The sequence below is a fragment of the Methanohalophilus portucalensis genome (genome assembly GCF_002761295.1).
Classification (GTDB): domain Archaea; phylum Halobacteriota; class Methanosarcinia; order Methanosarcinales; family Methanosarcinaceae; genus Methanohalophilus; species Methanohalophilus portucalensis.
The window spans coordinates 1,989,112-2,015,264 of record NZ_CP017881.1; the positions used below are offsets into that span (position 1 = coordinate 1,989,112).

At 45.1% G+C, this 26,153-nt stretch carries 19 protein-coding genes, 3 tRNA genes and 3 rRNA genes; 11 read left to right on the plus strand and 14 right to left on the minus strand.

The annotated features are described in order from the left end of the window. Positions 1–13 precede the first annotated feature (13 nt). From BKM01_RS10250 to BKM01_RS10260, 3 genes are read left to right on the plus strand one after another with little or no spacing between them, the layout of a single operon-like run. A complete protein-coding gene (locus BKM01_RS10250; protein ID WP_072361795.1) occupies positions 14–1,120 on the plus strand; it encodes an FtsZ/tubulin family protein in 1,107 nt (368 codons plus the stop codon). A 29-nt stretch (positions 1,121–1,149) separates the two neighbouring features. Further along, positions 1,150–1,830, plus strand: coding sequence for an ABC transporter ATP-binding protein (locus tag BKM01_RS10255; protein WP_072361798.1), 681 nt, complete (start codon positions 1,150–1,152; stop codon positions 1,828–1,830). 9 nt (positions 1,831–1,839) lie between these two features. After that, entirely contained in the window at positions 1,840–2,289 is a 450-nt protein-coding gene (locus tag BKM01_RS10260) for a PPC domain-containing DNA-binding protein (protein WP_072361801.1), read from the plus strand. Here BKM01_RS10260 and BKM01_RS10265 read toward each other — a convergent pair. Continuing rightward, positions 2,286–2,663 carry a hypothetical protein gene (locus BKM01_RS10265; RefSeq protein ID WP_072361804.1) on the minus strand — a complete coding sequence of 126 codons (378 nt, stop codon included), beginning with the start codon at positions 2,661–2,663 and terminating at the stop codon, positions 2,286–2,288. The two genes, BKM01_RS10260 and BKM01_RS10265, sit on opposite strands and share 4 nt — an antisense overlap. Before the next feature lie 151 nt (positions 2,664–2,814). Here BKM01_RS10265 and eno point away from each other — a divergent pair, with 151 nt between their 5' ends. After that, positions 2,815–4,092 (plus strand): phosphopyruvate hydratase, encoded by a 1,278-nt coding sequence (gene eno, locus BKM01_RS10270; protein ID WP_072361807.1) that lies wholly within the window; start codon positions 2,815–2,817, stop codon positions 4,090–4,092. A 6-nt stretch (positions 4,093–4,098) separates the two neighbouring features. Next, positions 4,099–5,268 (plus strand): ABC transporter permease, encoded by a 1,170-nt coding sequence (locus tag BKM01_RS10275; RefSeq protein WP_072361810.1) that lies wholly within the window; start codon positions 4,099–4,101, stop codon positions 5,266–5,268. 1 nt (position 5,269) lies between these two features. Here BKM01_RS10275 and BKM01_RS10280 read toward each other — a convergent pair whose 3' ends face one another. The 8 genes from BKM01_RS10280 to BKM01_RS10315 all read right to left on the minus strand — a co-directional run bounded on the left by BKM01_RS10280 (position 5,270) and on the right by BKM01_RS10315 (position 16,019). Continuing rightward, positions 5,270–8,026 carry a DNA-directed DNA polymerase gene (locus tag BKM01_RS10280; protein ID WP_072361813.1) on the minus strand — a complete coding sequence of 919 codons (2,757 nt, stop codon included), beginning with the start codon at positions 8,024–8,026 and terminating at the stop codon, positions 5,270–5,272. 147 nt (positions 8,027–8,173) lie between these two features. Beyond that, complete coding sequence (locus BKM01_RS10955; protein WP_198926197.1) at positions 8,174–8,329, minus strand: hypothetical protein; 156 nt, start codon at positions 8,327–8,329, stop codon at positions 8,174–8,176. A gap of 164 nt (positions 8,330–8,493) precedes the next feature. Further along, the gene (gene katG / locus BKM01_RS10290) at positions 8,494–10,671 is read right to left on the minus strand and encodes a catalase/peroxidase HPI (protein ID WP_072361819.1); all 2,178 of its coding nucleotides are present in this window, start codon (positions 10,669–10,671) and stop codon (positions 8,494–8,496) included. Between the two features lie 353 nt (positions 10,672–11,024). Further along, positions 11,025–11,146 (minus strand): 5S ribosomal RNA (rrf, locus tag BKM01_RS10295). A 24-nt stretch (positions 11,147–11,170) separates the two neighbouring features. Next, positions 11,171–11,242, minus strand: a tRNA-Cys gene (locus BKM01_RS10300). Positions 11,243–11,353: 111 nt separating this feature from the next. Then, positions 11,354–14,273, minus strand: a 23S ribosomal RNA gene (locus tag BKM01_RS10305). 121 nt (positions 14,274–14,394) lie between these two features. Next, a tRNA-Ala gene (locus BKM01_RS10310) sits at positions 14,395–14,467 on the minus strand. 76 nt (positions 14,468–14,543) lie between these two features. Further along, positions 14,544–16,019, minus strand: a 16S ribosomal RNA gene (locus BKM01_RS10315). The 16S, 23S and 5S rRNA genes sit together here with 2 tRNA genes alongside, the layout of an rRNA operon. 688 nt (positions 16,020–16,707) lie before the next feature. On the opposite strand from BKM01_RS10315, the gene BKM01_RS10320 reads away from it, so the two are divergent. After that, on the plus strand, positions 16,708–18,141 hold the full coding sequence (locus tag BKM01_RS10320; RefSeq protein WP_072361823.1) for a dicarboxylate/amino acid:cation symporter: 1,434 nt from the start codon (positions 16,708–16,710) through the stop codon (positions 18,139–18,141). A gap of 245 nt (positions 18,142–18,386) precedes the next feature. Here the strand turns inward: BKM01_RS10320 and BKM01_RS10325 are convergent. Beyond that, positions 18,387–18,496: transfer RNA gene (locus BKM01_RS10325), tRNA-Met, on the minus strand. 373 nt (positions 18,497–18,869) lie between these two features. Between BKM01_RS10325 and BKM01_RS10330 the strand changes: the two genes are divergently transcribed. Both BKM01_RS10330 and BKM01_RS10335 read left to right on the plus strand, forming a co-directional pair. Beyond that, on the plus strand, positions 18,870–19,919 hold the full coding sequence (locus BKM01_RS10330; protein ID WP_072361827.1) for a hypothetical protein: 1,050 nt from the start codon (positions 18,870–18,872) through the stop codon (positions 19,917–19,919). Then, a complete protein-coding gene (locus tag BKM01_RS10335) occupies positions 19,906–20,187 on the plus strand; it encodes a type II toxin-antitoxin system HicA family toxin (RefSeq protein ID WP_072361830.1) in 282 nt (93 codons plus the stop codon). The genes BKM01_RS10330 and BKM01_RS10335 overlap by 14 nt, the downstream gene beginning before the upstream one ends. Before the next feature lie 170 nt (positions 20,188–20,357). Here BKM01_RS10335 and BKM01_RS10340 read toward each other — a convergent pair whose 3' ends face one another. Next, complete coding sequence (locus tag BKM01_RS10340; RefSeq protein ID WP_072361833.1) at positions 20,358–20,552, minus strand: hypothetical protein; 195 nt, start codon at positions 20,550–20,552, stop codon at positions 20,358–20,360. Positions 20,553–20,921: 369 nt separating this feature from the next. Here BKM01_RS10340 and BKM01_RS10350 point away from each other — a divergent pair, with 369 nt between their 5' ends. Beyond that, positions 20,922–21,206: an AbrB/MazE/SpoVT family DNA-binding domain-containing protein gene (locus tag BKM01_RS10350; protein ID WP_072361839.1), complete on the plus strand. Its 285-nt coding sequence runs from the start codon at positions 20,922–20,924 to the stop codon at positions 21,204–21,206. 12 nt (positions 21,207–21,218) lie between these two features. Further along, entirely contained in the window at positions 21,219–21,557 is a 339-nt protein-coding gene (locus BKM01_RS10355; RefSeq protein ID WP_072361842.1) for a type II toxin-antitoxin system PemK/MazF family toxin, read from the plus strand. A gap of 91 nt (positions 21,558–21,648) precedes the next feature. On the opposite strand, the gene BKM01_RS10360 is transcribed toward BKM01_RS10355, so the two are convergent. Then, positions 21,649–22,203, minus strand: a complete 555-nt coding sequence (locus tag BKM01_RS10360; RefSeq protein ID WP_072361845.1) for a hypothetical protein — start codon at positions 22,201–22,203, stop codon at positions 21,649–21,651. Positions 22,204–22,355: 152 nt separating this feature from the next. Continuing rightward, on the minus strand, positions 22,356–24,587 hold the full coding sequence (locus tag BKM01_RS10365; protein WP_072361848.1) for an S-layer protein domain-containing protein: 2,232 nt from the start codon (positions 24,585–24,587) through the stop codon (positions 22,356–22,358). A gap of 618 nt (positions 24,588–25,205) precedes the next feature. Between BKM01_RS10365 and BKM01_RS10370 the strand changes: the two genes are divergently transcribed. Further along, on the plus strand, positions 25,206–25,979 hold the full coding sequence (locus BKM01_RS10370) for an ATPase domain-containing protein (protein WP_072361850.1): 774 nt from the start codon (positions 25,206–25,208) through the stop codon (positions 25,977–25,979). A 10-nt stretch (positions 25,980–25,989) separates the two neighbouring features. On the opposite strand, the gene BKM01_RS10855 is transcribed toward BKM01_RS10370, so the two are convergent. Next, positions 25,990–26,133 carry a hypothetical protein gene (locus tag BKM01_RS10855; protein ID WP_157769643.1) on the minus strand — a complete coding sequence of 48 codons (144 nt, stop codon included), beginning with the start codon at positions 26,131–26,133 and terminating at the stop codon, positions 25,990–25,992. Positions 26,134–26,153: the final 20 nt, after the last annotated feature.

Below are 26,153 nucleotides of genomic sequence, written 5' to 3' on the forward strand. Positions count from 1 at the left end.
CTGGAGGAATTAATTGCTCAACATACTTATGGTCGGAAACGGACAGTGTGGCAACCGTATTCTGGACTCTATAAACAGGCAGGCATTCGGCTCCAAAAGTCGGTTTGCCAAATTCTACGCAAAACAACAGTATAAAAGTAATGTACAAACCCTTGCCATAAATACTGCCGTAAACGACCTCAAGGAAATGAAATATACCAAGGCAAAGGATCGAATCCATATACCTCACCTGCATGGAGTTGGTGCAAACAGAAACGTGGGAAGGAAAGTTTTTGACGAAAATAAATCCCAGATAATGCGCAACCTCGATGAGAGAGGCAGTTTTGATATTGCTTTTGTTATAACTTCTGCCTCCGGAGGTACAGGATCATCTTTTACCCCTTCCCTGATCCGGGAATTGAAAGAACAAAATGATTATCCTGTATATGCAGTAGTTGTTCTGCCCTTCAGGGAAGAAGGAACACTTTACCTGCAAAACGCTGCATTTGCTCTCAAGGACATAAGGGAAAGCGGGGTTGACGGGATAATCCTTGCAGATAACCAGTATCTCAAACAGATGGGCGGAGATGTGGAAACTGCATATGATTCCATAAATGAGATGATCGCAAAAAGGCTGATCTTCCTGCTGGATTCCCTGGACAGCGAGATGATGATGGTCACAGACCTGGGTGATTTCAAGACTGTTATGAGTGGAGGAGCCGGGATTGCAACAATTGGTTACTATGAAGCAGACGGGGAAGTGCCTATCAGAACAGCCATACAAAAGGCTGTATCTCCAAGCGGATTACTGTTTAATACCAATGTTTACGAGGAAGCAAGCAGGTCCATGATGATCATCAAGGGTGACAAGAGTTACCTGAGTATCGATGAAATCTCTACGGAAGTTGAGAAACTTTCTGATTCAGTAGGCCATGTTTTCAAAGGAATAATTGTCCGCAAAGGTGAATATCCTCGTGTACTGTCTGTCCTTACCCTTGAATCCGCTTCCGAGCTGGAAGAACTTTATCATCTTGCAGTCGATGCTATCAATACCGAAAAAGAAAAAAAGGAACGAGTCCAGGAAGATAAGGAAGTCGATAAGGCATTCTCCCAGATAGAAGGCCTGGAACCGCATTACTGACATGATGTGCAATGTTTCCAGGGAGGGACATGCCACAAACAGACAATATAATCGAAATCCGTGGGTTGGAAAAAGTCTATGGAGATGGTGTCGAGGTAAAGGCGCTTGACGGACTGGACCTTGATGTGAAAAAGGGAGAATTCCTTTCCATAGTTGGCCCTTCCGGATCCGGCAAAAGTACCCTGCTCCACATGATAGGTATTCTGGACACGCCCACAAAAGGCACTATCCTGATTGATGGCCAGGATGTCACCAGCATGGATGACCGGCAGCGATCCAGTGCACGAAACAAATTGCTTGGCTTTATTTTCCAGTATCATCACCTTTTACCCGACTTCACTGCACTGGAAAATGTCATGATGCCTCTTTTGATAGCCGGCAAGAAAAAGGATGAAGCTACCAGAGAAGCTGAAAAATTGCTCAATGAAGTTGGACTTAAAGACCGCCTGCATCATTTTCCAGGCCAGCTTTCAGGGGGACAAAACCAGCGTGTCGCCGTTGCAAGGGCACTTGTCAACAAGCCAAAGATCGTTATCGGAGACGAACCTACCGGGAATCTGGACAGTCATTCCAGTGACAAGGTCTACGAACTTTTAAGGAAACTGAACCGGGAATTTGACCAGACATTCATCCTGGTGACCCATGATGAAAACATGGCCCGCAAAACCGACAGGATCGTCAGGATCATAGATGGCAAAATTACTGAATAAGGGAATAACATGGAATACAGAGAAGGAAAAGTCGGAAGAGTATTTGTCCTCAGGGTAGATAACGGTGAAGACATACTGGAAAGTATAACAGCCCTGGCAGAAGAAAAAGGTATAGAAAAAGCATTCCTTTTCATGTTGGGAGCATGCAGGAACTCAAATCTGGTCACCGGCCCCCTCAAAGATATGATTCCTCCGGAGCCCATATGGAATTCATTTGTGGACCCGCATGAAATAATCGGTATTGGCAATATAATGCTTGAAAACAAAAAACCCGTAGTTCACCTCCATACCGGCCTGGGCAGAGACGGCAAAGCCAGTATTGGATGTATGCGAAAGCACAATGAAGCCTTCATGGTAACGGAAATCCTTCTTCTTGAAATCGATGGAATGGATGCTTTGCGCAAATTTGACAGTAAAAGAGGATTCTCACCTATCGATTTCGGTAAAAAAGAGAATTAATTACAGATTTGTTTTAGCCTATTTAGAGCATGGGATTTACACTCTATTTCGGCCGATATGTCATTTTCCAGATTTCTCATGAATGTATCAAAGGTTAATTTTAATTTGTAGTAACGTCGAGGCCTGCCCCGATCCTTTGATAACTTCTGATCCCAGGACTCCACTATACCTTTTTTGCAGAGAGGTTTCATGGCAACACTTACTTCGGGCTGTCTCAGGCCGGTGAGATTTTCAATCTCACTTGAGGTAAGCGAATCGCCATCGATAAGGCAGGTCATAGCTAGAGATTCTATGCGGGAGAGGGAGAGGTTTTGAAGTAGGGCTGCAATTTCCCTCTTGCTGGAATCAAGCTTTATGAAAGCAGCATCATTCATAAAGGAAGAAGAATGGCTCCATTAATATATATTTTATGAATACATTATATGAAGATGCCTACAAAACATTAGCAACAAGGATTTCAGGGACAAGAATATTATATATACAGTAATTTCCTATTCAGTAAACAAAGTCCAAGGCGGAATTATCATGAGTTACAGGGCAGAAGAAGCAGGATACCGGATAGAAAAGATTCATGCAAGAGAGATATTGGACTCCAGGGGAAATCCCACAGTGGAGGTTGATGTGTTCACGCCAAAGGGTTTTGGCAGGGCCAGTGTCCCTTCAGGAGCTTCCACAGGAACAAATGAAGCCATTGAAATGCGGGATAAGGAGGATGAACGCTACAATGGTAAAGGTGTCCTCGATGCCGTGGACAATGTCAATACAACAATAGCCGGGGAATTGACGGGTTATGATGTGCGCAGCCAGAGGGAGATCGATGGGTTAATGATTGCCCTTGACGGGACCGACAACAAGATAACTTTCGGTGCAAATGCCATCCTGGGTGTTTCAATGGCTGTTGCCAATGCAGCTGCTGATTCGCTCAATATGCCCCTGTACAGGTATCTTGGAGGATCTAATTCCTTCGCACTACCCGTTCCTACAATGAATGTCCTCAACGGCGGCAAACATGCAGGCAATGGTCTGGCGATCCAGGAATTCATGATCCAGCCCAAAGGAACTGATACTTATTCAAATGCCCTGCAGATGGGAAGCGAGACCTATAGTGCCCTGGGAAAGGTCCTGGAAGACAAATATGGTGCTTCTGCAACCAATGTGGGATATGAGGGAGGATATGCTCCACCCATTGACCAAACAGTGGATGCCCTGGATGCTCTGGTAAGTGGCATCGAAGAAGCAGGATATACCGAGTCCGAGGTGACCATCGGAATGGACGCCGCTGCTTCTGAGTTTTTCGATGGGGATAACTACAATATCGACGGGACCACCATGACCGGAGCAGAACTTACCGATTTCTACGTCGACCTGATTGACACATACCCTATAGTAATGATTGAAGACCCTTTCCATGAGGAAGCCTTTGAGGATTTTGCAAACCTCACCAATGAAGCCTGGGAGACAATTATTGTGGGAGATGACCTGTTTGTCACAAATGTTGCAAGGCTTGCTAAAGGCATCGAGATGGAAGCTGCAAATGCTCTTCTGCTCAAGGTAAACCAGATCGGTACTCTTTCTGAGGCATTTGATGCTGCAAGCATGGCATTCCGCAGCGGCTATAATGTAGTGGTAAGTCACAGGTCTGCAGAAACCGAAGACGCAATGATTGCAGATATTTCAGTGGCAATCGGAGCGGACCTTATCAAGACCGGAGCTCCGGCCAGAGGGGAAAGAACTGCCAAGTACAACCAGCTTCTGCGTATTGAAGAAAATCTGGGAGATGCTGCACGTTATGTGCAGCTCTAAACCTTTATGTTCGAATTCAGGATTGCCCGCAGGCATATCGCTTCAAAACAACGGAATACATTCTTTTCCATTCTTGCTGTAGCCCTTGCTGTAGTGGTCATTGTAGTCCTGATGTCCCTTATGACCGGGTTTACCGATGAACTGATAGAAAAGACAGTGGAAAACTCTCCTCATATAGTGGTGTATCCTGCAGAGGACAAGGATGCAGGCATACATCTCTATGATTATTATAAGTCTGTAATCGAAAGTACACCTACAGTTATTGCTTCTTCTGCATACCTTGAAAAACAGGCCGTGATTACATACCGGGATAATTCCGCAGGGATCAACATATTCGGAGTGGACCCTCCGGATGAAAATAAAGTGATGCACCTTAAACCCGATATAGTAGAGGGTAATTATGAGGATCTTTCCAGAGGTGGCAAAGGTATCCTTATAGGGGATGACCTGGCCGATGATCTGGAAACAAGACCTGGTGAGTGGGTACAGATAACCTCCCCTCAAGCAGGCGAGCTTTCCCTGAAAGTTATCGGGATTTTTGACAGTGGCACCGGCCGGGACAAAAGTGTTGCCTATGCAAGACTGGAAACCCTGCAGGATTTTTATGATGAGAAGGGAACAATCACTGCAGTATCCATGCGTGTCACAGATCCATATGATGCAGAGAAAACCGCTTCAGAGATTGAAAAAGAAACCGGTCTGAAGGCTGATAGCTGGATTGAGATCAACAGTCAGCTCCTGGATTTACTCAATACCCAGAAGGTGGTTGTGTGGCTTTACTATATCCTGATCTATATTACCGCAGGGTTTGGCATCGCCAATACACTGATCAATATTGTCATGGACAAGAAAAGTGAGATCGGAATGCTCATGGCAATGGGTACTTCCAGAAAAAGCATCACTAAAATATTCCTGATAGAATCTACAATACTGGGAGCTTTCGGTCTCCTGCTGGGTCTTGTACTGGGATATTTTACAGCTTTAGCGATTGGATCCTATGAGATAGAATTGCCTGCTGAAATGTATCTGGGCCTTACACGTATGCCCATGAAAATTGAGGCAATGAATTTCTTTTATGCCTCCATTTTTGCTTTTGTAATAAATATGATCGCCGGGGTCTATCCGGCAAGAAAGGCATCAAAGCTGGATCCCGTGGAAGCCATAGAAAGTATATGATTCAGAAATCAAGAAGAGAACTCTGGTTGCCGTTTTCAGGAAGTTTCTCCTTTTCAGGTTCCCTTATTTCAGCATTCATCTGACACCCGTTGTCGGCAGGTTTGGTTTTTGAAAAATCAAAAAGCCCTTTTTGCCTGGAGTCATGATCCAGGGTTGCTATATTCACACCGAATACCGAAAGGATACGTTCCACCGGTGGAAGCAGCTGTTTCTGGATATAGTAATCAACATCCAGGGCTATGTTGTGCTGCCTGACATACTCAGGATCTTCCGCACGATTTACAAAAAGGTCCTTGCCCGCAACTATCACAAAGGGAATTCTCTCCCCGATAGAAGGACGCATTCCGGTACGCTGTTCTATCTTCTCCACAACGGTGAGATGAGGTTGTTTGTTCTTGTAACTTGAAGGACTCTTGGAAAAGGTCTTTGTCAGTACCAGATCATCAATAATATCAGAATCCCGGGTGACATCCAGGTTGCGCACCCTGTCCACAGTGGATTTCACATGTTCCACTGCCTTTTCTACATTACCTTCTTTCAGGACATATTCCAGTACACGGTTTAACATATTAGATGTCAGCTCACACCAGTCACGCCTGACGGTTTCCAGACCCTTGACCTTGATCTTATCCTTCCAGCCATCTCCCTCAGGTTCAAACAGCCATTGTGCATAGCGTTTCTTTGCTACAAGCAAAACACGCCTGGCGGTGGCTTCAAACTCAAGTTCCATGGGATCCGGCAGGGATGCGGTCACCAAGGAAGCAACTTTGCTGCCCACCCGGGCAGATTCTTCCAAAGTCAGGTCATCAGGAGATATTTCCCTGTTATTCCTATCCATACAGTGCACAAAAACACTGTCCGTATCCCCATACACAATGGAGAGGTTCACTTCTTTGTCATCAGATCCAATCTCACCTGCTTCATCCCTGAAATAGACCTCGTCATTCCTGAGCACCACACTGCCTATCTGACTGCAGACAATCTCTTCTGTGCGGGAGATATTTTCCCTGCCAATACTTGTTACTGAGCCGGCCATTCCCAGACTGTACAGACGGGCCCGGGCATAACCTGAATAACCATAAAAACTGTTGAGCAGGATTTTCAGGGCAAGCTGGGTAGCATCAAGGACACGGTGTTGATTTTCATCCCGGGTCTTTTTCATTATCTGCTTGGTCTCACTGCGCCTTCTCAAAAGTTCCTCGAGTACCGAGGGTACGATGCCCTTGTATAGGCGGGGTTTGACAAATTTATCCCCGGTAGGAGAGACTATAAGGTCATCTGCTTGTAAATTGGTGTTTTCCACAACGGTAGTATAGCAGAGATTGTGGGCCATTATAATGGTGGGATAAAGTGACTTATAATCCAGCACAAGAACGTTTTCATGTAACCCCTTATGGGGCTCAAGGACTGCCCCTCCTTTCAGATTCTCATTCAGCTTCCTTCTTTGCTGGGATGTATGTTCATCGGGTTTGGATGACATGACCCTGTTCTGCTTGCCATATTCACTCAGGAGCAACTGTTCGACCATATTGGTCTGGCCACCGCTTATAACGTCCTGAAGCAGAGTTCCGCTGACCTGGGATACCGCTATATGTTTATCGAGTAATTTTAGTTGCAGGAGCAGTTCAAGGGCAAGCTCGGAGTCACGTCTGGCATAATTAATAAATTCGTAGAGTTTGGCGCCATTATCTTCCCAATATTCTTCCATGTCCTGAGGCGAAACATCCAGTTTTTCCTTGTCGAGCAATTCATGAGAGACATTCCTGAGTGTATAGCGTTTCAGGCTGAATTCCTGTCTGATCAGGGGCAAAACATCGACAACGGCCCTGCCAGTTATATCAACCATTGTGCGAGTACCTATTTTCCTGTAACCCAGGCTTCTGCCATCCCTTCCAACATCGGATTTAATCCTGTGACCATTTTTGTTGAGAATGGATACACGATCTGTTACATAGGGAATATCAAAATCATTGCTGTTGTAGCCGGTCACTACATCGGGATCGTATTCCCTGAATATCTCAAAAAACCGGGACAACATGGAAGCTTCATCCTGACAGGCTTCCACATCAGTGTCCACGCCATCAGCAGGCTTGGCTATCAGGACTATGGTTTCTTTGCCCTGGTAGGCCGGTGCAAAGGAGATACTGATCATTATCACGGGAGAGGTTTCAGGAGTGGGCATATTGCCATCCACTGGCAAACACTCGATGTCAAAGGCCAGATGCCTCAGAGGGGCAGGTTCCTTCCTTTCAAATTCTTCCACTGCCTCACTGCTGCAGGTTATATTGCAGAGAGGAAGGTCCTGCAGGGCAGCCTGAGGGGTCAACCGCATCCAGCCCATCCCATGCAGACCCCGGTCAATTAGGAAGCGGTTCCTGAATAAAATGTCTGCCTCATAGATCTCTTTTACAGCAGGCATGGCGGCTATATCATCCCTGATCTCCGGTACGTTACCCGGATCATAGGTAATTATCTTTAACATGCGGGTGGGTGTGGTCTGGTAGCCTACAGGTTCAAACCTCTCAACCTGTTCAATGGCCTTTACCTGCTCGAACTTTTGCTTGATATCAGATGCAACCAGTTCCAGATCTGCATTACAATTTACATAAAAATAAGGTTCGAAACCAGGTACCTGACAGCATATACTTTTACCTTCTGAGGAACGCCCAAACAGGCGGATTACAGGAGAGTTGTCCTGTCTGAAGTAGTCGGCATCTATGAGCTGGAATTCTAACTGGTCAGGTAGGTTTGTGGCCATGGTTTTCACTGTGAAAGATGATTGATTATGGGTATGCAGTATGAGTTTTCTTATTTATAACTTAAACCCTGTGACATACCTATAAAAGCCAAAGTGTCTGGAATTCCTACCAAACAATCACTGGATTTAAAGAGCAAAGAAAATATTTTAAGATTTCACCGCGAAGTCACTTTTTTTCCTGCGATGAAACCTGCAACTATAGTCGAATATGATTTGCTTTTCAGTTGCCTTTGCAAACTCTTCTTTTGTCATGGATGCAAGTTTTTCAACTTCCTTTACATCCAGTTCCAAGTATTTATCCACTCGTGCTCCATAATCAGGATCTGCCTTGAAGAAATAATTGGTCTGTAAAAACCTAAAGAAAGGGCAGCGTTTCAAATTGAATTGAAACGCCGCTTTCATATGCTTCTAATAGCCCTGTGAGCTTTTAAATATGCTTTAGAAGCCCTCAGATGTTGATGCTGCGATCATGTGAGATCGAAACGATCAAGATTCATTACCTTGTTCCATACCGCTACAAAATCGTTCAGGAACTTCTCCTGGGAGTCCTCACTTCCGTAAACTTCTGCCACGGCCCGCAGCTGGGAATTCGAACCGAAGATTAGGTCGACACGGGTGCCGGTCCATTTGAGTTCGCCTGTTGTACGGTCATGGGCCTCGAAAACATCATCCGAGGTTGCATTCCATTCAGTGCTCATGTCAAGCAGGTTCACGAAGAAGTCATTGGTGAGCGTCTCTGGCCGCTTGGTGAAAACACCATGCTGGGACTGCCCAAAGTTGGCATTCAAGACACGCATACCACCTAGTAGAACCGTCATCTCAGGAGCTGTCAATGTAAGCAGTTGAGCCCGATCCACCAGCATTTCCTCTGCAGATACAGAATATTTGGCTTTGAGGTAGTTGCGGAACCCGTCTGCTTTGGGCTCGAGTACATCGAATGCCTCAACATCGGTTTGCTCATCTGAGGCATCCGTGCGTCCCGGCGTGAAGGGGACGGTTACGTCGTGACCGGCATTCTTTGCCGCGTGTTCTACACCTGCACATCCACCCAGAACGATCAAGTCGGCAAGCGAGACCTTCTTGTTACCTGATTGAGAATTGTTGAACTCCTTCTGGATTCCCTCAAGAACCTCAAGCACGGTCGCAAGTTTTTCAGGTTCATTGACTTCCCAATCTTTTTGTGGTGCAAGACGAATGCGCGCTCCGTTCGCTCCCCCGCGATAATCGGAGCCACGGAACGTGGACGCCGACGCCCAGGCAGTCGAAACCAGTTGAGAGACAGACAGTCCCGAGGCAAGTATCTTGCTCTTGAGATCTGCGATATCCTGTGCATCGATCAGCTCATGATCTACTGCGGGAACGGGGTCCTGCCAGATCAGTTCCTCTTCAGGGACTTCCGGGCCGAGATAGCGAGATAGGGGGCCCATGTCTCGGTGAGTCAGTTTGAACCAGGCGCGTGCAAAGGCGTCCTTGAATTCCTCAGGGTTTTCCAAATAGTGTCGTACGATGGGTTCATAGATTGGGTCATACTTCAGCGAGAGGTCTGCGGTGGTCATCATCGGCCGATGCTTCTTCGATGGATCATGGGCGTCAACGATCATATCGTATTCGTCTACATCCTTGGCCAGCCATTGATAGGCACCAGCAGGACTCTTGACCAGCTCAAAATCATATTTTAACAGTACCCTCAGATAACCCAGGTCAAATTTGGTAGGATTTGGTTTCCAGGCTCCTTCGATGCCACTGCTGATGGTATCACCACCTTTACCACTGCCAAAGCTGCTCTTCCAGCCAAGACCCTGTTCCTCGATTGGTGCTGCTTCAGGTTCAGGCCCCACATAGGACGCCGGGCCTGCACCATGACATTTGCCGAAAGTGTGCCCACCAGCGACCAGCGCCACGGTTTCCTCATCGTTCATGGCCATGCGTGCGAAGGTTTCGCGGACATCACGGCCGGAGGCGACCGGATCCGGATTGCCGTTTGGCCCTTCCGGGTTTACGTAGATGAGACCCATCTGTACTGCAGCAAGAGGATTTTCGAGTTCCCTGTCACCGGAATAGCGCTTGTCATCAAGCCACTGGCCCTCGTTTCCCCAGTAAATATCCTCTTCCGGCTCCCATATGTCTTCACGTCCGCCACCGAAGCCGAAGGTCTCGAGTCCCATGGACTCAAGCGCGCAGTTGCCGGCAAGAATCATAAGGTCAGCCCAGGAGATCTGGCTGCCATATTTTTGCTTGATCGGCCAGAGCAAACGGCGAGCCTTGTCGAGGTTCACGTTGTCCGGCCAGCTGTTGAGAGGGGGAAAGCGCTGGTTGCCGGAGCCTCCACCCCCACGACCATCGCCCATACGGTAGGTACCTGCGCTGTGCCATGCCATCCTGATGAAGAGCCCCCCATAGTGACCGTAATCAGCCGGCCACCAGTCCTGCGAGTCATTCAGCAGTGTATAGAGGTCCTTTTTCACAGCTTCCAGGTCGAGTTTATTGAACTCCTCAGCATAGTTGAACTCTTCCCCCATAGGATTGGATTTGGAAGAATGCTGATGCAAAATATTAAGATTCAACTGATTCGGCCACCAGTCCCGAATTGACGTGCCACCTCGGGCAGTGGATCCTATTACAGGGTCCTTGTTATCTTCGTTCATAATTTTTCTCCTTTCGTTGTTTGAATTTATGCACTGTGCTGGTATGAATATTGTGTTTCGGTGCTCATCTTTCTAGTTAACGTTAGAAGACTTCTCAAAAAAACTAATTAAATAAAAGCTAAACTAGATATTTGATTATACCCTCACACCAACTAAGATTTCTAGTTTTTATCTATTAATAGATTTTGGAGTACTGTAGGAATTTCTCTAAAAAAGCAGTTTGGGAAATCAAATCTCCGTGATTTGAAAAGAAAGGGTAATATAGAAATATATTGATTCCTCTACCGTGTAAATACTTGCAGGAAAGTAATTTTAGATTATATTATTGAGAATAAGTAAGAATCAATAAGTTGAGTCAGCAGCGATGCATATTTCCCAAAGGCTCTCGCACTTTAGTACAGTATACAACGCTGGCAGGCTTATCTTCTGTGTTCGGGATGGGTACAGGAGTTACCCTGCCGCTATGGCCGCTGTCCTCAACTTATATGAGATGGATGAAAGCCAAGGCCCGGATTCGAACCGGGATGGAATCGCTCTGCAGGCGATTGCGTAGCCGCTCCGCCACCTTGGCACATTGGGCATGTGCGAAGCGTGATTCTATGACGCAACCGTCATAAACTTTGCGTTTCATCTGACCGTGTATTTATACATTACATACCTGATTTCGCCTGGAATAAGCAATTGGAAGCGGCACGGATTATTAGTAACCGCGGACTTAACACCTCGTTTCCTTAGTGCTTACATCCCGATCCTATTAAACCGGTCTTTTACCGGAATCCTTACAGTGGTCTCTTTTCAGGTTGGATTTCGAGCTTAGATGCTTTCAGCTCTTATTCTTTGGCGCGTAGCTGCTCGGCACTGCCTTGTCAGACAACCGATCGACCAGAGACGCCGTTGCCCTGTTCCTCTCGTACTAAAAGCAACTTACCTTCAGACCACATACACCTCTAGTAGATAGTAACCGACCTGTCTCACGACGGTCTAAACCCAGCTCACGATCTCCTTTAATAGGCGAACAACCTCACCCTTGGCCGCTGCTGCACGGCCAGGATGGAAAGAACCGACATCGAGGTAGCAAGCTGCCGGGTCGATATGTGCTCTTGCCGGCAACGACACAATTATCCCCGGGGTAACTTTTCTGTCAGCTTTAGCCCGCATCAAGCAGGACATAAAGGTTCGCTAGAACCGACTTTCGTCTCGCGATCCATTGCTATGCTAAATCGCGTCAGGCTGACTTATGCTCTTGCACTCTTCAGCAGGTTTCCGACCCACTTGAGTCAACCATTGCGCGCCCTTGATATCTTTTCAAGGGCGTCCCGCCCCAGGCAAACTGCCCACCTATCGGGGTCCTCCTTGCGGAGTTAGGGTCGCGACTTCAGAAGGGTAGTGTCCCATTGATGGCTCCACCCATGCTGGCGCACGGGCTTCGATGCCTCCTACCTACACTGTACATCCGAAATCACAACCCAACGACAGGCTGCAGTAAAGCTCCACGGGGTCTTCACTTCCCCCTAGAGGTCTCTAGACTTTGCACTAGAATGTAAGCTTCACCGGATTCTGGCTAGGGACAGTAGAGCTCTCATTGATCCATTCATGCGAGTCGCCAATTAAGCGACAAGGTACTACGCTACCTTAAGAGGGTCATAGTTACCCCCGCCGTTTACGGGCCCTTCTTTCCGTTGGACCGAAGTTTCAGGTACCCGCACTGGGCAGGATTCAGAGATCGTACTAGCCCTTTCGGGTTTGCGATCTCCTATGTTGGTATTAGACAGTTAGAGCTCCCTGGTCACTGCGACCTGCCATCTTCATGGCAGGCACTCCTTCTCCCGAAGTTACGGAGCCAATTTGCCGAATTCCCTTAGCCAGATTAATTCCGACACGCCTTAGCCTTTTCAGCTAGGGGCACCAGTGTCAGATCTTGGTACGGTCGTTTAGCTTCCTTTTCACGGGTCCCGGGGTGCAGTTGACTTTCGCAATAACATATTCGCCCGCTTCTCGCCATTACGGCTCTCCACGGGTTTCGATGCTTAGACAGCGCGACAACGCTGCTCAACCTGCCCTGAGACGTTGGTTTTAGTGCTAAACGGTACAGGAATATTAACCTGTTTCCCTTTTGGCGTACTCGAATTACGGTACGTCTTAGGACCGACTAACCCTCGGCTGACGATCATTGCCGAGGAAACCTGGCCCCTTCGGCGGTCAGGATTCTCACCTGACTATGCTGCTACTATTACCAGGATTTTCGTTTCCGTACGGTCCACAGGACTTCACAACCCTGCTTCTGCCCGAACGCAACGCCTTCCTACAAGATTACCTTTCGGTACTCCGTGGTATCGGTGGTCGACTTGAGCCCCGTCCATTTTCGGGGCCCCAGACCTCGACTGGTGGGCTGTTACGCACTCTTTAAAGGGTAGCTGCTTCTAAGCTAACCTTCCAGCTGTTTAGGGCCTGGGACACCCTTTATCTTTAACACTTAGTCGACACTTAGGGACCTTAACCACGGGCTGGGTTCTCTCCCTTACGGACTACAAGCTTACCCCAGTAGCCCGGACTCCAACTTTCTCAGACGACGGTAGTTTTGGAGTTTGACAGGGGAGCGAGGGATTTCTCCCCCGGGATCCCCAATCAGTGCTCTACACCACCGACTATCTCCGGTTAGGTCATGCTACGACATGTTTTGGAAGGAACCAGCTGATGCCGGGTTTGATTAGCCTTTCACTCCAAGACGCAGGTCACACGAACGATTTGCAGGTCAGTACCGCTTGCGGTCCTCCACGTAGCTTTCGCCACGCTTCAACCTGCCCACGCCTAGATCACCCGGCTTCGGGTCGTATTCCAATGACTCCACGCACTTGTATACGCCGCATCTTGTCCGAAGACTGCATGCTTGTTGCTTTCGCTTCGGCTCCCCTTTCGGTTAGCCTTCGCCATTGAAATACACTCCCTGGCCCGTTCTTCAAAACGTAAGATATGACATCGGCAACGAAACTCGTACAGCAGCCTCGCGACTGTTTCCTTCATTTCGCAGATCCTTTCATGCCATATCGTTCCATAACCAACAGGTTTCAGGCACTTTGAACCTCCCTTTTTGGGGTACTTTTCAGTTTTCGGTCACCCTACTAGTTCACTATCGGTCTCAAGAAATATTTAGTTTTGGAAGTTGATGCCTCCCGGGTTCCCGCGCGATATCCAACGCACGGTACTCTGGAACAATTCCAGATCCGTTCACATTAACCTACGTGACTATCACACTCTGTGGTTTGACGTTCCAGTCAAATTTGGTCTCTGTGAGATGGGATCCTTGGAAAAGTCCTTCCACACCACATTTCCCTTCTGTTCCCAGAGGGATTCGGTTTGAACTTTGCCGTGTTCACTCGCCGTTACTAGCGGCATCTCTTCGATTTCTTTTCCAGTTCCTACTAAGATGTTTCAATTCGGAACGTTCCCGATCATTACTGATCGACCATAAGGTCAAGAGGTCTCATTAGGAGATCCCCGGTTCATAGGCTTCATGCGCCTACCCGGGGCATATCGCAGCTTGACACGTCCTTCATCGGTCCTTGAGCCGAGCCATTCACCTGCTGGCATAAATGCCATTATCCGTTTGCTTACTCCAGTAAGCGTCAGGTATGCAACTTATACACGATCTCATCGTGCTCTCCTTGGTCAGAAAGAGCACATCCATCCTTCCCGGGCAAAATTACTTGCCTGGTGCATTAAATATGGACTTGCTGGGATTCGAACCCAGGGCCTCTGCCTTGCAAAGGCAGCGATCTTCCAACTGATCTACAAGCCCTTGGTCTCCCAACGATGTTGGATTATATGATTGCAATGGCAGTTTTTCGGTTTCTGATCGAAAGTTTTTTTTGCTTAGGAGGTGATCCAGCCGCAGATTCCCCTACGGCTACCTTGTTACGACTTAACCCCCCTTGCGAAATTTAGGTTCGAACGCAGCACTAAAGTCCGCGCCCTCACCCATACCTCACTCGGGTGGTTTGACGGGCGGTGTGTGCAAGGAGCAGGGACGTATTCACCGCGCTATATTGAAACGCGATTACTACGGATTCCAGCTTCATGAGGGCGGGTTTCAGCCCTCAATTCGAACTACGGCTGGGTTTATGAGATTACCGTCACTTTTCAGTGTAGGAGCCCATTGTCCCAACCATTGTAGCCCGCGTGTCGCCCGGGAGATTCGGGGCATACTGACCTACCGTAGCCCGCACCTTCCTCCGATTTAGCATCGGCGGTCCCCACAGAGTACCCATCATCCCGAAGGATATGCTGGCAACAGTGGGCACGGGTCTCGCTCGTTGCCTGACTTAACAGGATGCTTCACAGTACGAACTGACGACGGCCATGCACCTCCTCTCAGCGATTCAGGTAAAGTCTTTAGCTTGACCTACATATTGCTGTCGCCCCCGGTGAGTTGTCCGGCGTTGAGTCCAATTAAACCGCAGGCTCCACCCGTTGTAGTGCTCCCCCGCCAATTCCTTTAAGTTTCAGCCTTGCGGCCGTACTTCCCAGGTGGCTCGCTTCACGGCTTCCCTGCGGCACCTGAAACGGTCGCACCATTCCAGACACCTAGCGAGCATCGTTTACGGCTGGGACTACCCGGGTATCTAATCCGGTTCGTGCCCCCAGCTTTCGTCCCTCACCGTCGGACCCGTTCTGGTAAGACGCCTTCGCCACTGGTGGTCCCACAGGGATTACAAGATTTCACTCCTACCCCTGTAGTACCTCTTACCTCTCCCGGTCCCAAGTCTAACAGTATCCCCCGGAAGCCTAACAGTTGAGCTGTCAGATTTCCCGGAAGACTGATTAAACCGGCTACGGACCCTTTAGACCCAATAATAGTGATTACCACTCGGGCCGCCGGTGTTACCGCGGCGGCTGGCACCGGTCTTGCCCGGCCCTTGCTATCACATGCTATTTACACATGTGGACAGCCAGCATTGTATGCTGGCACTCGGTGTCCCCTTATCGCGGTTTCCCGCAGTGTAAAGGTTTCGCGCCTGCTGCGCCCCGTAGGGCCTGGATTAATGTCTCAGAATCCATCTCCGGGCTCTTGCTCTCACAACCCGTACCCGTCGTCGGCTAGTAGGTACTCTAGACCCACTACAACCTGATAGGCCGCAGACCCATCCTTGGGCGACGGATCTTTAAATCACAAAGCATTCCAGCATATGTGATCTATTCAGAATTATCCCCAGTTTCCCGGGGTTATGCTGAACCCAAGGGCAGATTGTCCACGTGTTACTGAGCAGTCCGCTATGTTCACGAAGAACATTTAACTAGCATGGCTTAGTCGAACACCGATAGCAGTAACCTCTGGCAGGATCAACCAGAATTTTAATTATTTCTAGCACACCTTTTGAAGGTTAAAGGAAATTGTTGGCAGGGTACCATTTAAACAACATGATGCTGATTAAAGGCCCTGCACAGTGAATTCTTAATACTAACGATCAGAATTCACCGAACTGCCATTGCGTGAGTCAGACAGAATTGTTATCTCCTGTCTCCATTAAAATGAAGGTGATTATGTTTCCACACACTTCCTGTGCGGGAACACATGAATGTTACTTGTAGTATATTAACTTTTTGCAAGCGGGATTATTTATACACATGACCATAGTTGGATAAACATATTTTTATTAAAATATACAAAATGCCTATATAATATCTTAAGTGCCAGGGCAAATACTTATATTACACAAATCAACATTGTTAGACTTGTTCAACCTCTATCATTGAATAATAATGTTCATCTGTCAAATTTTATTAACCTATTTTTGCTTATTTTTTGAAACTATAAAGGATCGTTTATGTTGAGTGTAAAATTTGCTCTTTGAAATCCTATTCTTTTATTCTCGCCATCAAGTCAGCCCAGTCCATAAACCAGATATACAATACAGACATTACATTACTGGGCACAATCAACAAATTGTGGTTTCAATAAAAAGTGCATGTGGCATACTTCTATTTAATTATCCATAGTGCAAAATGGACAAACAATAATCACTTTGCAGGATAACTGACATGCGTAGGCGGAAAGTGACATTCAACTCATTGGAATTAATTCATCCACGTTCTCTTAAACATCTGAACAATCAACTTCAGTCACTTGTCAGAGGCAGACTGTGGCTTAAGATATTGTTGGGAATGTTTTTGGGAATTGCTGTAGGATTAGTTTTAGGCCCATCTACAGGATTAGTCGACCCTTCGGTTGCAATGACTATTGGTGAATGGGTTGCTATTCCTGGTTATATCTTTCTTGGCTTGTTACAGATGATTGTTGTACCTCTGGTTTTTGCTTCTATTATAAGGGGATTGGCTGCTGGAGAAGATATTGAGCAATTGAAAAAAATGGGATCGAGAACGGTTGTTTTCTTTCTAGGTACAACTTCCCTGGCCATTATAATTGGTTTAGGATTAGCCCTCTTTATAAAACCGGGTTTGTTTATAGATAGTGAACTTGTCCAGAACACAATGGATGATAGCACAACTTCACTTTCTCCGGATAACGTTTATGGTCCTGCTTTATCCGACATTCCCGGTCTTGTCAGTACTGTTCTTCCCACAAATCCCCTGGGAGCAATTGTAACCGGCCAGATGTTACAGGTAGTTATATTTTCAATTATCGTAGGTATTGCTCTGGTTTCTATGAAGCCAGATAGCTCCAAACCTCTTCTGGAGTTGCTTGGTTCAATACAGGAAGTTACAATGACAGTTGTCAAATGGAGTATGTTGCTGGCTCCTTTTGCTGTTTTTGGGTTGCTTACAAAATTTACCATAAATCTGGGCATAGACACATTACTGGGAATGACCGTCTACGTGGGTACGGTTCTTGCCGGGTTACTCACAATGATGGTTATTTATCTTTTTATTGTTTTCCTTTTATCAAAAAAGAATCCGATAAAGTTTTTAAATTCTATTCGTGATGTTCTCCTGCTGGCTTTTTCGACATCCAGCTCTGCTGCTGTAATGCCTCTTTCAATTAAAACAGTGGAAGAGAAACTTAATGTACGGCCTTCTGTATCCCAATTTGTTATACCTCTGGGAGCTACCATTAATATGAATGGAACCGCCCTTTACCAGAGCATTGCAGCTGTATTCCTATCCCAGGTATATGGCGTGGAACTTGGTATAGGGCAACTTGCAATAATCATGGTTACCGTGGTTGGAGCATCTATCGGTACCCCTGCAACTCCGGGGGTTGGTATAGTCATCCTTGCAATGGTATTGAACAGTGTAGGTATTCCTGCAAGTGGAATTGCCCTTATAATAGGTGTGGACCGTATCCTTGATATGAGCCGTACATCGGTTAATGTGACCGGTGACATTGTGGCCTGTGCAGTTGTTGATCGCTGGATAGGGGAGGAAAGGTCGGTCGAGAAGGAGTTTCAGGAAGCCAGAATTCGGGATCGTCAGAGACGTATAGAAGGAGAAGATGTGATTGTAAATTCACATTGAATTATTCGCTCATGTATTTCACATATCTTTTCAACATTAACTGGAAACATGAGATAGCATAAGTTTCTATATTTTTTATATATTGTCGTTTTTTAGAAAAAAGCCATTTAATGTTTATTCCGGTATTGCACACAGAGAACTTCGTTTGATCCAATTACTAATTTTGATTTTTACAGAAACAGTGATCAAATAAAAATACATCCCGGGCAAACCTAAAAACAAGTCTCACCTTTAAAAGAAAAAAATGCCCGGAGCGTGACTCGAACACGCGGCCTCCAGATGTCTCAGGAGACATGGGAGCACCCAATCGTTTACCCTATGAGTCTGGCGCCCCAACCAACTAGGCTATCCGGGCCTGGTAGCACATACAGAAGGTAAAAGTGATATTAAAAAGTATCGATTATAATCGAGTTGCACTGCAAGAAGATGCCTCTCGATCATAAGTGTGATCAGGATTAAGGGAGCTTACATCCCGATGCTTCATTTTAAAAATGAAACTCCCATTAAATCTGATTTAACGCGATTCAAAAGACACAGAAGTTTTACGTTTAAATTATAAAAGCAAATTAGATGATTAAACATTTTCTCTGCTCGTCCCAATTTGATATTGCTATAGTTATCCTTTATAGTGCAAGTATTTCTCAAAATGCATATAAACTTTAAAGTGTATACCCAGTACAAAGGTAGAAAATTTAATATACTGATACCATATCCTTTCAGGTGGTACAATGGAAACTCCAAAAGACAAAGGTAAAATTTCTCTATCCATAGATGGAGAAAAGAAGATTCCTGTACTGGATGTGACTAATGCAATACAGAATCTTCAAAATATCATTTACAATCTTGGTGATTACTATTTTGAAAATCCTTGTCGTGAAGCCGGAGATTTCCCACAGGATGTGAAAAAATACTGCACATTACTTTTTACTGATATTGAAATGGGTAGTGTACATGCCGACCTCCAAATAAGTAATGAACAGACAGCTCTTGGAGAAAGTGGAACTATCGGCGAAAGGTCTATAGTAGCTACCAGGGATCTTCTTGAAGCTCTCTCTAAAAAAGATATTCCAAAAGAAGAATTGTACAATATTGTTAATGATCCTCATCGAGTAAACAAATTACTTAGAGAATTTTATGCAATGTGGCCAGATGAAAATTCCAAACGTACATTATCGATAGGATTCCAGGGCAATTCACAAATACAACTAAAAGGTTTTCGAAAAGAGAGTATAAAGAAACTTTTACACAAACCCATTGAAGAATATGAAAAGGAAATTTTTGGATGGATATCCGGAATAAATATTGGCCAGAGTAAGAAGATAACAGTTGAAAGTAATCAAGGGAAAATAAATTGCTATTTTGATCCTGAAATCAAAGATTGGGTGCAAGAGCATCTTGGAAAATTTGTAGTATTACGTGGAACAATGAAGCCGTTAAATAAAGGAAACTTTGGATTGTTCATTGATAGTGAAGATTCGATAGAACAAACCTGTTATTATACTCTTGATAATATACCTTCTCCGGATAGAATTATGGAACTAAAGAATAAAATCCCCATTGAATTTATATTAGAAGATGAACTTTTTATTGGTTCCAACGATGAATTGGGCCTTTTTGCTATGAATACAGGGATGAAAGATGTTTTTAAAGAATTGGAAGAACAACTCTTCATATTATATCAGGAATATGTCCTGACTGATGATGAGTTATCTAAAAGTGGCCAGTTACTGAGGGGGAGACTGATTTCAATTGTGGGGGACTCTCGTGGCCTCATATAAAGCAAAAACGATACAAAAAGCATTGCCCAAAAAAGGTTTTGAAGAAAGACGTAAAGGTCATCACATATTTTATGTTTATTATCTGGATGGCAAGAAAACCGGTAATAGAACATTCATAAGCCACGGGAGCAAAGTGGAATATAATAGCAATCTTTTGAGTAAAATGGGCAAACAACTAAATCTTTCTAAGGAACAGTTATGTGATCTTATAGATTGTCCTTTGACCAAAGAACAACTTCAACAGATTTACAGCCAAAAAGAAAGGTAAGTCATTTATTTGGTCCAGCAGATATTATAATCGGCTTCATAGCTTATACATACGTTTTTTCGGACAAAGCTGATTAAAGTCTTCCGTATTTTTTATGCGCCTGTTCGGCTGTCAGGACATCAAAAACAGTTGATGGAATCCTATCAAATATATTCGGCAATATTAATACATCATATTTCATCGACATTGATAAATTCCTCTTTCCGATCAGTTACAATTTTTCGTGAATTTTCCAGGAAAGAGTTGCGGTTATGCTCTATAATCAATTTCTCAATTACAGAGTTATAATCATCCTCCATGGAGCCCATTTCCCTCAAAGCATCACGAGTCTGCGCTTTGACCTGTATTGGTGTACTGCTCGCCATTTGGTTTTCACTCCTTTTTCTATTTGATTTCTGTTACTTCTGGTTATTATGATTTTTATTAATTTCCATATTTATCATAATTGTGAATCCTGACTATAATAACTATATTTTATCATAGTATATACTTGTACCATTTCCACACCACCCTTAAATTCCCAATGTGATTCTGGATAGACAAAACACAAAGAGGATGAATGTATTTTTTTCAGATCGAAAATCTGAAATTCCCATTAAATCCGGGACCATAAATTTATGTATTATTCCAGAGCAATACAGAGTAAGATGGATTTTTACCAAAGATTTTGTATTACATAAACTCCGAAGGGAAATGAGAGATATCGTTATAAAAAATAAAAAGGAGAATTTGGAATGGACGCAATAATTGGATTCAAAGAAATGACAGTGTCCTCAAAAGGGCAAATTGTCATACCCAAGAATCTGCGAAACAGCACATTCCCGGAAGGCTCACATGCCGCAATTGTGGCATACTCGGATCACATAGAGATCCGCCCCCTCTCATACGTATTGGAAAAATTAGAATGTGCTTTAACATCCGAGCCTTCGTTTGCCAAAGAGTGGGATACTCCAGAGGAAGACCAAGCATGGGACAATTTGCTTGAACATGCCCTGGAAAATGAACAGACCGAAACATGAGGTTTTTTACCAATGGCAGGAACGTTCAGGAAAGGGGATGTAGTGGTTATACCATTTCCCTATACAGATATGTCGAAGTTAAAGACCCGACCAGTACTGGTAGTTGCCTGTCCTAGAGGGACTAATGTGATTGTGTGTCAAATTACAAGTCAAACGACACGCAATGACGAATATGCAATACAAGTGAACTCAAATGATTTCGCAAAAGGATCATTACCCTCATCCAGCCTTGTAAAAACTAACATGATAATGACCCTGGATGTGGATACAATTCTTGCAAAATCAGGAACACTGAGTTCAGAAAAGATACAACAAGTCGAAGAGAAATTAGTTGAAGTATTTACTTCCTGATTACCTGTTATTTTCTCCGGTAGCAATCATAACAATGATTGATTAGATATTATTCAGATAAAAAAAGAAGATGGGAGAAAAACTCTCCCCATCAGTAACCTGTGGCCTGTGCAAAGGTAAACAGCAGGTTGGGATCAGAAGTAGTACCCCTGACCTGAATCACCATGCTGTCATTATTCCAGACATAGGCATAGCGTGGCACGTCCTCTCCGCCCTCGGTCACATGCCAGATGATGCGTGTGGCAAAGTGGTCGTTGATGGAATGCTCGGTGAACCTCTCTCCCTGTGCCATTGGATTGAATTCGTTTTTGTAGTCGTTGACCAGGGTTTGGGCAGCATCCGTGTCAGTGCATTCAATGGCGCTGATTTGCACTTCCACACTATCCCCGTTTTTGTAAATTCCCTGCGTGGCTTCAACTACCGTATCTTCACTGCCCACACCGTCCAGCACACTTCCAAAGTCCAGCTGGCGCTCACCTATCATATCAAACCCTGCCGGCACTTCGTCAAGTGACACTGCATCTGAAACAGACCCGATTTCAGGATTGTCGATTTCTTCACCTGTACCGCCTGTATCGGTACATCCCGACACTGCAAGCATTATCATTGTAATGGCCAAAAGCAATGCTACTATTCTCATTTTCATAAAAGATCCCTTTTCCAAAGCGGATGGATTGTAATCAAGGTTAATATATTTAAAAGTAATCCGCAACGAGCAGATCAAAAAAGAATAAAACACAAACCAAAAAAAGAAAAGAGAAGTAGAAGGGATTATTCCCTTCTATCATTCAAGTCTGCTTAGTTTCTCCTTACGAGGTAGGCAACTGCCAGAAGTCCAGCGATTGCGAAGACTGCTTCAAATCCAGGGATTCCCTGATCTTCTTCAGTTTCGTTTTCTGCTGGTTCCTCAGGTTCTTCAGGTTCAGTTACGTTCTCTTCAGGTTCTTCAGGCTCGACAGGTTCCTCAGGTTCTTCAGGTTCAGTTACGTTCTCTTCAGGTTCTTCAGGCTCGACAGGTTCCTCAGGTTCTGCAGGTTCCTCTTCGCCTTCGATGGTTCTCTCAACGAATGGGTAGAATCTTACATCGTCACTGTCAGCCACCTTGAAGTAGATATCTTCCATCAGATGCTGGGTGCTGTCCTGACTGAGTGTAATGGAACTGCTCAGAACCATCTCTATCGTGTCAGTGTTTATGGAATCGATTTCCATGTTACCGAAAGAATCTTCGGATTCAAGTTCTATTCCGTCATCTTCAATCTGCCAGACACCTTCAATCACACAGAGGCTGTCAACCTGACCCTGGAAGACTTCATCGATATTGACTTTGAGTGTGACAACGTCATCTTCACCCATTACGGTTTGGTCGTATTCCCATACATTGAGATCGCTACCATTTACTGTAATTACTTTGTCATCCACATATTCGCCGTCTTTCTGGAGTTCGAGCCAGACCTTGTCACCTTCAACATCGATCTGCTGTGGAATGATTGCATAACCATCAGCAAGTTCCAGAGATTCACCGGTTCTGATAGTGTAGGAGGTGTCGTCATCCATTGCAAGCTTGGACAGTTTGTCAGCTTCACCTGATACGACTGGGACATATTCCTCTGCAAGGAAGCCAACCTTCTCAAAGGTAGAGGGGCCGTCATTGCTGAAATTAAATGTAGTCTCTACACCTGGTACTATGGTACTGGCATATGTTACATCACTTGGATCATCGTCAAGCTCTCTGTCATCATCATCCATTCCAGAAACATTGACTTCAAGTTCTTCAGAGAAATCATTGTCAGCAAGGTCATACCAGAATCCTGCGAAGGAGTAACCTGATGCACCTGTTGGAGTCCAAGTTACCGAACTGTCACTTATATCGGGTACATTAGCAACTGTACCTCTTACCTCATAGGTACCAGGCTCGGTCATGACTTTTGTCAAATGGAATCTAAGCTCATCTGCATCTGCAGTTGTGAAATAGATGTCTTCCATTACATTAAAGGTATCATCGGAGTTAAGGGTAATGGAATTGCTCAATATCATATCTATTGTATTACCACTTACGGTATCAATTTCCATGTTACCGAAAGAATCTTCGGATTCAAGTTCTATTCCGTCATCTTCGATCTGCCAGATACCTTCAACCACACAGAGACTGTCAACCTGACCCTGGAAGACTTCATCGATATTTACTTTGAGTGTAACAACGTCATCTTCACCCATTACGGTTTGGTCGAATTCCCAGAGGTTGAGACCAGATTCTACTGTAATTACTTTGTCATCCACATATTCGCCGTCTTTGTTGAGTTCGAGCCAGACCTTGTTACCGTCAACATCGATCTGCTGTGGAATGAGTGTATAACCATCAGCAAGTTCCAGAGATTCACCGGTTCTGATAGTATATGAGGTGTCGTCATCCATTGCAAGCTTGGACAGTTTGTCAGCTTCACCTGGTACGACTGGGACGTATTCTTCTGCAAGGAAGCCAATCTTCTCATAGGTAGAGGGGCCATCATTGCTGAAATTAAATGTAGTCTCTATTTCATCCTGTATTTCACTATTGTAAATAAGAGCGTCAGTGTCGTCTCCAAGTTCATTCTCACTTTCAGTCTGATAAACATCAAGTATTATAGTTTCGCTTGCTTTGTTATCATCGATGTCATACCAGAATGCTGCGAAGTTCTCAGAATCTGCGACAAGTTTGAAAAGGTCAGTATGATCGCCTGAAGTGACATTTTCAAACTGGATTTGTACATCACCATCAGAATCATAACCTGTTACATATGCATAGCCATCAACCGAAGCATCTAGTTCTGATGAATTTTCGTCTGCTAAATCTTTCCAGTCCTCAAAGTTATTAAGAGTTGCTGAATCGTTTATAACATACGTATCAGTCTGATTCGTAACTGTCACATTAGTTACCTGCATGTTCCATACAGGGCCTCTGGTCTCCACAGTATGACCTGCTGCGCTTGCTACGCCAGCAAATACTGTCAAGACCATAAGGGCAGCCATTAAAGTTGCTAATAGTCTTTTCATAATTTTCCTCCGTTAGTTAATTTGTAGATATATGGTCAAGGTAAAGAGTGATTGATAAACAATAAAACGTACACATGTACGTTAAATCAACCTTTCATCGGTGAACATTACGTCCATTGACGAAAGGAAACTCATCACCCTCTTGATCCCGTCATATTGGTTTGCAACCCTCTAATAAGAAAATTGCTTATTAAATCTTTTGTGGTCTCGAGGGTCAAAAAACGCCATTTTTACTGGTAAATATCGATGTATTTCACGGCATATGCCGAACAATTTTCGTCTGATTTAATAAAGGGACCGTTGAAAATACAACCAGCACTTGGCATATTGTCGACTTCAGACTTTGTGGGTTGAATTTGAGGCGGATATTGCCCTGACAGCACCACACAAAATGGTTGGTTTATTCGACAAAATGTATATGTGATTTCCAGTATATTGCAGTTTGCAAAGACAGTTTCTAACTAAACATCACCTATATATAAATTAAATCACATTAATACTATTTGATATATGGAGCATTAATTTCATAATGCCTCAAAATCTAATAGGATGAATAAAATCACTATACATAAGTTCATTAGGGGTACTACCCGGCTTACATGAAGAAGGCGATGCTAAATGTTTACAGGCGCAGAGAATATTTCCACTGAAGACGAAGGGAACAGGGTCAAGACCGGCATTCCCGGCTTTGACGAATTGTGCGGGGGAGGCCTTGTACGTGACAGGAGTTATCTGGTATCCGGTACATCAGGTGCCGGCAAGACCATTTTCTCAACCCAGTACATCTACAACGGGATCACCCAGTACGGGGAAAACGGTATAATCGTGGCCACAGAGGAGCGCCCCGAACAGATCCGCGAGAACATGATGCGTTTTGGCTGGGACCTGCAGGCCTTAGAAGAAGAGAACAAACTCGCAATAATCGATGCCTGTTCGACAAAGATCGGAATCCCATCCCAGGAAAAATACGTGGACGTGCGCCCCTTCGACATTCGTTCAATGATGGACCAGATCATCGCCACACAGGAAGAGATCGATGCCAAAAGGGCCCTGATAGATTCAACGACATCCATCAGTTTCTACCTGCATGAAGCCGCCCGGATACGTGTCGAATTGCTCAAACTCAGCACCACCCTGGAAATAATCGGCCTGACATCCCTGATGACCTGTGAGATCGTCGATGAGAACCAGCCCTCCAGGTTCGGTGTGGAAAACTTCGTCACCGATGGTACATTCTCCCTCTACTATGACATGCGTGACAACGTCCGCAGCCGCAGTGTCGAGATCTACAAGATGCGCGGCTCAGACCACAGTAAAAAGGTCCACCCCTATGAGGTCACAAAAGAAGGCTTCGTGATCCACCCCCACGAAGAAGTCTATACTCACTTCTAAGCCCCGGCCCTTAAAGGTCGGGATACATTTCCTCATTTCCACATTCAATACACTTGTATACTACAAGGTTGCGTCCAAACTGATCGTGGCGCTTAAGGGCCGGATATCTCCACCTGTTCATTTTACCTTCACATAGGGAACATCTGTAATTCATGATTGATCATCTTCTCCATA

Coding starts and splice junctions, on each gene's coding strand:
- BKM01_RS10320 (WP_072361823.1), top strand. CDS start 16,708: ATGCGTAGGCGGAAAGTGACATTCAACTCATTGGAATTAATTCATCCA.
- BKM01_RS10260 (WP_072361801.1), top strand. CDS start 1,840: ATGGAATACAGAGAAGGAAAAGTCGGAAGAGTATTTGTCCTCAGGGTA.
- BKM01_RS10855 (WP_157769643.1), bottom strand. CDS start 26,133: ATGAATTACAGATGTTCCCTATGTGAAGGTAAAATGAACAGGTGGAGA.
- BKM01_RS10355 (WP_072361842.1), top strand. CDS start 21,219: ATGGCAGGAACGTTCAGGAAAGGGGATGTAGTGGTTATACCATTTCCC.
- BKM01_RS10265 (WP_072361804.1), bottom strand. CDS start 2,663: ATGAATGATGCTGCTTTCATAAAGCTTGATTCCAGCAAGAGGGAAATT.
- BKM01_RS10275 (WP_072361810.1), top strand. CDS start 4,099: ATGTTCGAATTCAGGATTGCCCGCAGGCATATCGCTTCAAAACAACGG.
- BKM01_RS10340 (WP_072361833.1), bottom strand. CDS start 20,552: ATGGCGAGCAGTACACCAATACAGGTCAAAGCGCAGACTCGTGATGCT.
- BKM01_RS10370 (WP_072361850.1), top strand. CDS start 25,206: ATGTTTACAGGCGCAGAGAATATTTCCACTGAAGACGAAGGGAACAGG.
- BKM01_RS10255 (WP_072361798.1), top strand. CDS start 1,150: ATGCCACAAACAGACAATATAATCGAAATCCGTGGGTTGGAAAAAGTC.
- BKM01_RS10330 (WP_072361827.1), top strand. CDS start 18,870: ATGGAAACTCCAAAAGACAAAGGTAAAATTTCTCTATCCATAGATGGA.
- katG (WP_072361819.1), bottom strand. CDS start 10,671: ATGAACGAAGATAACAAGGACCCTGTAATAGGATCCACTGCCCGAGGT.
- BKM01_RS10365 (WP_072361848.1), bottom strand. CDS start 24,587: ATGAAAAGACTATTAGCAACTTTAATGGCTGCCCTTATGGTCTTGACA.
- eno (WP_072361807.1), top strand. CDS start 2,815: ATGAGTTACAGGGCAGAAGAAGCAGGATACCGGATAGAAAAGATTCAT.
- BKM01_RS10350 (WP_072361839.1), top strand. CDS start 20,922: ATGGACGCAATAATTGGATTCAAAGAAATGACAGTGTCCTCAAAAGGG.
- BKM01_RS10280 (WP_072361813.1), bottom strand. CDS start 8,026: ATGGCCACAAACCTACCTGACCAGTTAGAATTCCAGCTCATAGATGCC.
- BKM01_RS10360 (WP_072361845.1), bottom strand. CDS start 22,203: ATGAAAATGAGAATAGTAGCATTGCTTTTGGCCATTACAATGATAATG.